This window comes from Bartonella sp. 220B, assembly GCF_026930205.1.
Taxonomy (GTDB): Bacteria; Pseudomonadota; Alphaproteobacteria; order Rhizobiales; family Rhizobiaceae; genus Bartonella.
Window position 1 is genome coordinate 1 of the sequence record NZ_JANHOI010000027.1, and the last position, 5,972, is coordinate 5,972.

6 protein-coding genes are annotated in these 5,972 nt (G+C 37.3%); all 6 read left to right on the forward strand.

Annotation, left to right across the window (positions count from 1 at the left end; all coding sequences use genetic code 11):
* Positions 1 to 1,191, forward strand: a 1,191-nt coding sequence (locus tag NPX99_RS08255) for an HNH/ENDO VII family nuclease (RefSeq protein WP_269031362.1), incomplete at its 5' end; no start/stop codon positions are given.
* A gap of 51 nt (positions 1,192 to 1,242) precedes the next feature.
* The gene (locus tag NPX99_RS08260) at positions 1,243 to 1,824 is read left to right on the forward strand and encodes an SMI1/KNR4 family protein (RefSeq protein ID WP_269031363.1); all 582 of its coding nucleotides are present in this window, start codon (positions 1,243 to 1,245) and stop codon (positions 1,822 to 1,824) included.
* 52 nt (positions 1,825 to 1,876) lie between these two features.
* On the forward strand, positions 1,877 to 2,455 hold the full coding sequence (locus NPX99_RS08265; RefSeq protein ID WP_269031364.1) for an SMI1/KNR4 family protein: 579 nt from the start codon (positions 1,877 to 1,879) through the stop codon (positions 2,453 to 2,455).
* 50 nt (positions 2,456 to 2,505) lie between these two features.
* The gene (locus NPX99_RS08270) at positions 2,506 to 5,076 is read left to right on the forward strand and encodes a DUF6990 domain-containing protein (protein WP_269031365.1); all 2,571 of its coding nucleotides are present in this window, start codon (positions 2,506 to 2,508) and stop codon (positions 5,074 to 5,076) included.
* 92 nt (positions 5,077 to 5,168) lie between these two features.
* Complete coding sequence (locus NPX99_RS08275) at positions 5,169 to 5,516, forward strand: HNH/ENDO VII family nuclease (protein ID WP_269031366.1); 348 nt, start codon at positions 5,169 to 5,171, stop codon at positions 5,514 to 5,516.
* Between the two features lie 271 nt (positions 5,517 to 5,787).
* The coding region (locus NPX99_RS08280) for an SMI1/KNR4 family protein (RefSeq protein ID WP_269031367.1) at positions 5,788 to 5,972 on the forward strand (185 nt) is incomplete at its 3' end.

Here is a 5,972-nt window from a genome sequence, read left to right on the forward strand (position 1 = left end):
ATCACGGCAAGAATTGATGCTGAGTTTCCTGATTTTAGAGAACACACCATTGATGTCGCACGTGCTGCTGGAGGCCTTGCCGCTGCCCTTGCCGGTGGTGATGTCAATACCGGAGCTGATGCTGCAGGAAATGCTGCGGAGAACAACTACCTCAGCAGTGCTCAACAAGCTCAGATGGAGAAAGAATTAAAGGAATGTTCTGACCTTTTATGTAAAACAAAAGTGTTCGCGAAATGGTCTGCGATTAGTGGTGGGCAAAATATAAGCTTTTCGGCAGGTGTGGTTGCTGGTGTACCGGCTGAATTATACGATACGGTTGATGGTTTTGCGCAACTGGCTCTTCATCCGATAGATACTTTGAAAGCGCTTAAAGATTTTTTCACGAGTGGTGAGGTTTTGGCTACCCTTGGGCAATCCTATGTAGACCGTATTAATAAAATGGAGGAGGAATATGAGCGAGCCGGTGCCGGTGGATCCTTTAAAGCTGGACTTGAAGTCGGAAAATTATTGACAGAAGTAGCATCCCTAGTGGTGGGAGGTGCTGGGGTAGCCAAGGAAGGTGTAAAGCTTGGCGAAAAGGCTCTGATCAAGTTCCTTGCTAGGAAAGATTTTGCTCAATTTGCTTCCAAGAAAAATCTTGCAGAACTTGCAGCTCAGGGAGATCCTGCCAAACTTGCAGCGAAGAAAGAACTGACCAAACTCGCTGCTAAAGAAAAAAAGAATTGGTTAAAAGAGAAACCCACTAAATTTACCGATAGCAAATTTGGTCAGACAAACAAAGCCTATAAGAGAAACGATTTGTTTGATCCTAACAGAGTTTCTGATTGGGAAGAAAAAGGAAAAACGGTGTGGGGCACCAATGTTGAAAGGATGGAAGCAGGAAGAGCACCTATAGGGTTTGATGGTCAATCTGTTGAGTTGCATCACCTAAAGCAAACCCCTGATGGACCCATAGCAGAAATAAGCAAGGAATCTCATAATAAATATAGTTCGGTGATTCATGCTAATCCAAAAACACATCAATCGCTTATAGAGAGAAAAAAGTTTGAGAAGTGGAGAGCGGAATATTGGAAGGAACGCGCTAAAGGGTATAGAGAACAAAAAAACAATAATTTAGGAGGAATAATCGATATGAAATGGGGTATCATAGGTCTCAATTTTGACAGATGGGGACAGGAGCATCAGCAGTAATGCTCTACGGTTGATGAAAAGAGAGAAAAAAGAAGTTTGGAGAAATAATCGATGAAAACCTATACTTTAGCTGATGTTACAGTATTAATTGATAAAGTTAATAAATATGATGATGATATTATCCATTTTCGTACTGAAGATAATGCAGTTGATGATCTTGTGATTGAAAAGGCGGAGAAAGCTCTCGGTTTGCAATTCACATCTTCCTATAAAGCTTTTTTAAAACATTATAAAGGGGGAGATATTGGTGGTGATGAAATCTATAGTCTTTATGAGCATCCTATAGGTGTTTCTGTTAATGATATTGTTCACCAAAACTTAAATTATTACAGAAAACATGGTTTTGCAACATCAGAACAGCTTGTCGTGAGTAGTACTGATTTTGGTGAAACCTTTTATTTTGATTATACGCAGTTTCGGGATGGGGAATGCCCACTCTATGTCATGCTTCCATCTGAAGATTGCGAATATTACGCCAGTAATTTTTATGAATTCCTTTGCAAAAGAATTAAAGAAAGCGTGGGAGAAGAAATACCTGATGGTGATCAGCCAATTGAAAAGATTGAAAAGGTTCCCACTCCGCAACCTATCCCTTTTTACAAGCGTTTTTGGAAAAAACTATGGAAGAGGTGAAATTGATAGAGGAAATATGGAGCGTTTATCACGCAAGTTTTGAGGATCATCTATGAAAACCTATACCTTAGCTGATATTGCAGTACTAGTTGATAAATATAGCGATAGTATTGATTTTGGCTCTACAGATGAAGCAGTTGATGATGTACTAATTGAAAAAGCAGAGAAAACTCTCGGTTTGCAGTTTACGTCTTCCTATAAAAGTTTTTTAAAAAACTATGGAAGAGGAGAAATTTGTGGTGAGGAAATATGTAGCGTTTATGATACAAACTTTGAGATTGTTCGTAGTGATGATATTGTTTATAAAAACTTAAATTATAGAAAAAATGGTTTTGCAACGCCACAGCAACTTATTGTTAGTAGAACCGATTTTGGAGAGACATTTTTCTTCGATTATACTCAGTTTCGGGATGGTGAATGCCCACTCTATGTCATGCTTCCATCTGAAGATTGCGAATATTATGCAAGTAATTTTTATGAATTCCTTTGCAAAAGAATTAAAGAAAGCGTGGGGGCTGAGATACTTGATGGTGATCAACCGATTGCAAAGGTGGAAAAAACACCCTATCCGCAACCTTTACCTTTTTACAAGAGTCTTTGGAAAAAACTATGGAGGAGGGACAATTCCTGAAAACATGTACTTTAGCTGATGTTACATCATTATTCAAAAAGTGAAGTGTTATGCGAACCAAAGATGTCACAGATATTTTAAAAAGACAGGGGTGGGAGCCCTATCGTGATGAAGGGGGCGATACCTTCGCACATTATCATCTTCCTGACCGTATTATCGGTATTAACTATGATATAAAAAATTATGGAGAAAGTGATAAAGAGTTGCGGTTGTCAGTTAATCTTACTACCGCTGCTTATTGTCTTGCTTGGGAGTATTCTAGAGGTAAAGAATCACAATGTAAATATGAAGATATTCTGTTTTACGCGAAGGAGAATTTCAATATTAAAGCTCCAAACCTTTCTGAAAGCCATATTATATCTGCTTTAAATAAAGTAATTGCTTGGGCGCAAGCACAGGATATTGAACAAAAGTTACGCGAGGAAGCAGCTGATCACTCTGCCGTTGCAAGTGCTCTTCTTGGTGATATGGATGTTTTCAAAAATGATGGATCTACTCCTGAAGTGTATGTACCAGAATTTGCTGATTATGAGATGATGACATCGGATGATCGCCTGCTTCTTTTTGCACAAGCCTATAAAAACGGGGAGTTAGATGATATTCTGGCATGTAAAAAGCCTAAACAACGTTTGATAAGTCTTACAGCAGCAAGCCGCATTCTCAAAACGCAAGGGTGGTTTGCTACAGAACCTGGGAAAATGTGGTTGGTTTTACCCGATCGTTTTATTCAGTTTGATTTTGGTTTTATACGTCTTCATAATAATTACAATGTTTATCTTGAAGCAGAGATCTCTAACGAAGAAATTTCTGTAGCTTGCAAATATATTCACTATAGTGGGGAATATGAGGGTATATTTCCTACGGATATTTATCAGTCTTTTAACACGATTGGGGGAGGAATTTTTAGTAGTGTTGATAAAGGAATTGATATTTGTGTAGAGACATTAAATGAACAAGAGTTGGCAAAAATCTCTGAACGGGTGATACAGTGGGCACGTGCCCAAGATTTACAAGCATCAATAGAAAGCAAAACTCTTATCCAAAAATATAGCTACAATACAGATATAATTTGGCATTTGGCTTGTTTAGCATTGACAGGACAAATTGATATTCTAAAATCTTATCAAAATTCTCTAGCAGCGGGTACGATATCTGAACATTTAAAAAACCGTGAGGTGGAGAAGTATATTAATCACGCTGTTCAATTTGCTGAAGAGTATCTTCCAACTTTGAAGAAGATAGAGGAAGAAGATACAAGTATTGCTGTACAATCTTTGGCTTTTCTTAATACAGTTTCTGAAAAATTAAAAGCGATGGGTTGGACAGTTTATCGCGATAAAGATTACAATCGTAATGCTTATTTTATAAAGAAAGATCGTATCATTAATATAGTTTATAAGCTTGAGACAGAAGGGAAAAGCTCCATTGTTACAGTGAAATCTTCACTTTCAACACTTGGTTTTTCTACCGCTCATCGGGATATGTTTTCTCGATTACCTCAGTATATACCACTCAAAGAGGCAGAAGAAGTTTATACATTGTCTGGTGCTGAATTGGATGAAGGCAAACTGAAACAGATCTGTATGGATATTCTTGAGTGGGCAGATCAACAGAATGTCAATCAAATTATCTATGACTATGCCGCTTTACCAACAAATAGCGAAGCTTACCTTCTAGCACGTCACCTTATTGCGCTTATTCTGATTGGAGATATAGAGAAGCTCAAATTTTATAAGGAGAGTTTTAGAAAAGGTAATCCTCTAGGTTTTGTGAAAGACATTACAAAATACATAATTGATAGTGTTCTTACTCTTGCACGGCGTTATCGGACCGGTTTTCCAAAAAACGCTCCGATTTTATCCCTTGATCCACAAACAACGTCTCTTGTCTCCAAGACAGCATCTATTGCTGAGAGTGAGGAGATGGATGAAGTGGATGATAATGATGATTGTCTTACCATGGAGAGTGCAACGGCACTTTTGAAGAGCTTGAATTGGTCAGTGAAGAAAATCGATGGAGATGATCATATAGCAAGCTATCAATTGGCTGATCGTGAAGTTGATATTCTTTATAACGACGAAATTGCCAAAGATTGTCCGCAATTTGATAGCGCCTTTTTGATTAGTACCGGCATACTTGCTGCTGCTTGTAAGGTCATTGATCCTACCCACACGGAAGATATTCCAGATATACAGCTTAATTTTGAAGCCAAGGGATTAGAAATCTTTGAACCAAAAGTTACTGCGGATCGCTTAAAACAGGCACTTGATGATGCATTAGAATGGGCAGTAACTGCCATTGATCTTCATGAAGAGCTCCGCTCTCAATATGGCACTCCGCCTTGGGAAAAGGATGCAACATCTAAAGCAGGCAATAAGGATTATGCTTTACTTCATATTGGTGCCCTTGCTTTATTGGGTGATATTGAAAGCTTAGAGTCTTATCAACAAAGCTTTGTGACAGGAGATCATCTAGGCTTTGATGAGAATATCAACCAAACCCATCTTGAACGCGCATTGGTTTTAGCCAAAGAAGTAGCAAAGGTGAAACAAGTGAGCTACGCTTTGATTGAACATGTAGTAAAGGATTTTGACGCCTACTCAGAGTTTTCTAGCGAATAATAACTTTGCTCTTGAAAGGAGAGTGTATTTAAGTTTATTTTGAACAAAGAATAGATTGATTATTTTGAAAAAATTAAAGGGGATTATGAATCATGAAATGGATAAAGAAAAAAATTATAGCGGCAACTGAGTTTATGGAATTTAAAGGTCAAAAAGTTTATCAGGGAGATGAACTGTTTGAGCCTGAAGCAGTCTCTTCTTGGAAGGAAAAAGGACAGATAGTAGCAGGTACAAATGTGGAAAGAATGAAATCAGGAAGAGCACCTATTGGAGTCGATAGTAGGCCTGTTATGTTATATCCTATAAAACAAGAACAAGATACTCATCTCGTTGAGATTCTCTACTCATTTTATCGAGGTAAAAGTGTGGTTGCTTATACGAAACCAAAGACAAACTTTATCAAAAAAGTTATTTGTTGGATTTCAAAAAAAGGTTTCTAAGCAGGAAAAAAGAAAAAGTAATTATTGTAAATATTGAAGTAATGCTAGAAAAAGGTGCTCTCTAAGCTTTAACGATCATTCCCTTTAATTACATCATATGTTGTAAATGTGAGATGATTTTATAGATACAGATGAGAAAAGAGCTTCTTCAAAAAATTATCCCTTATGCTGTCAATATAATCAAAATTCCATTGGCTATAGTAGAGAAATATTGGTCAGTAGAAACACTCATTATTAGCCAAAGCACACTGTGACTTATGGAGAAAAATTTATGAAAAGTTATACTTTATTAGATGTTGCGCAATATGTTGATATGCATAGTCATGTTATTAATTTGGGGACTAAAGATGATGCCCCTGATGATGTACAGATTAAAGAGGCTGAGGATATTCTCGATTTACAATTTACTTCTTCCTATAAGAGTTTTTTAAAAAATTATGGAGGAGGAGAAATTGG

What these genes read in the sequence shown, in the direction of transcription:
- NPX99_RS08270 (WP_269031365.1), top strand. Translation starts at nt 2,506, where the DNA reads ATGCGAACCAAAGATGTCACAGATATTTTAAAAAGACAGGGGTGGGAG.
- NPX99_RS08260 (WP_269031363.1), top strand. Translation starts at nt 1,243, where the DNA reads ATGAAAACCTATACTTTAGCTGATGTTACAGTATTAATTGATAAAGTT.
- NPX99_RS08265 (WP_269031364.1), top strand. Translation starts at nt 1,877, where the DNA reads ATGAAAACCTATACCTTAGCTGATATTGCAGTACTAGTTGATAAATAT.
- NPX99_RS08275 (WP_269031366.1), top strand. Translation starts at nt 5,169, where the DNA reads ATGAAATGGATAAAGAAAAAAATTATAGCGGCAACTGAGTTTATGGAA.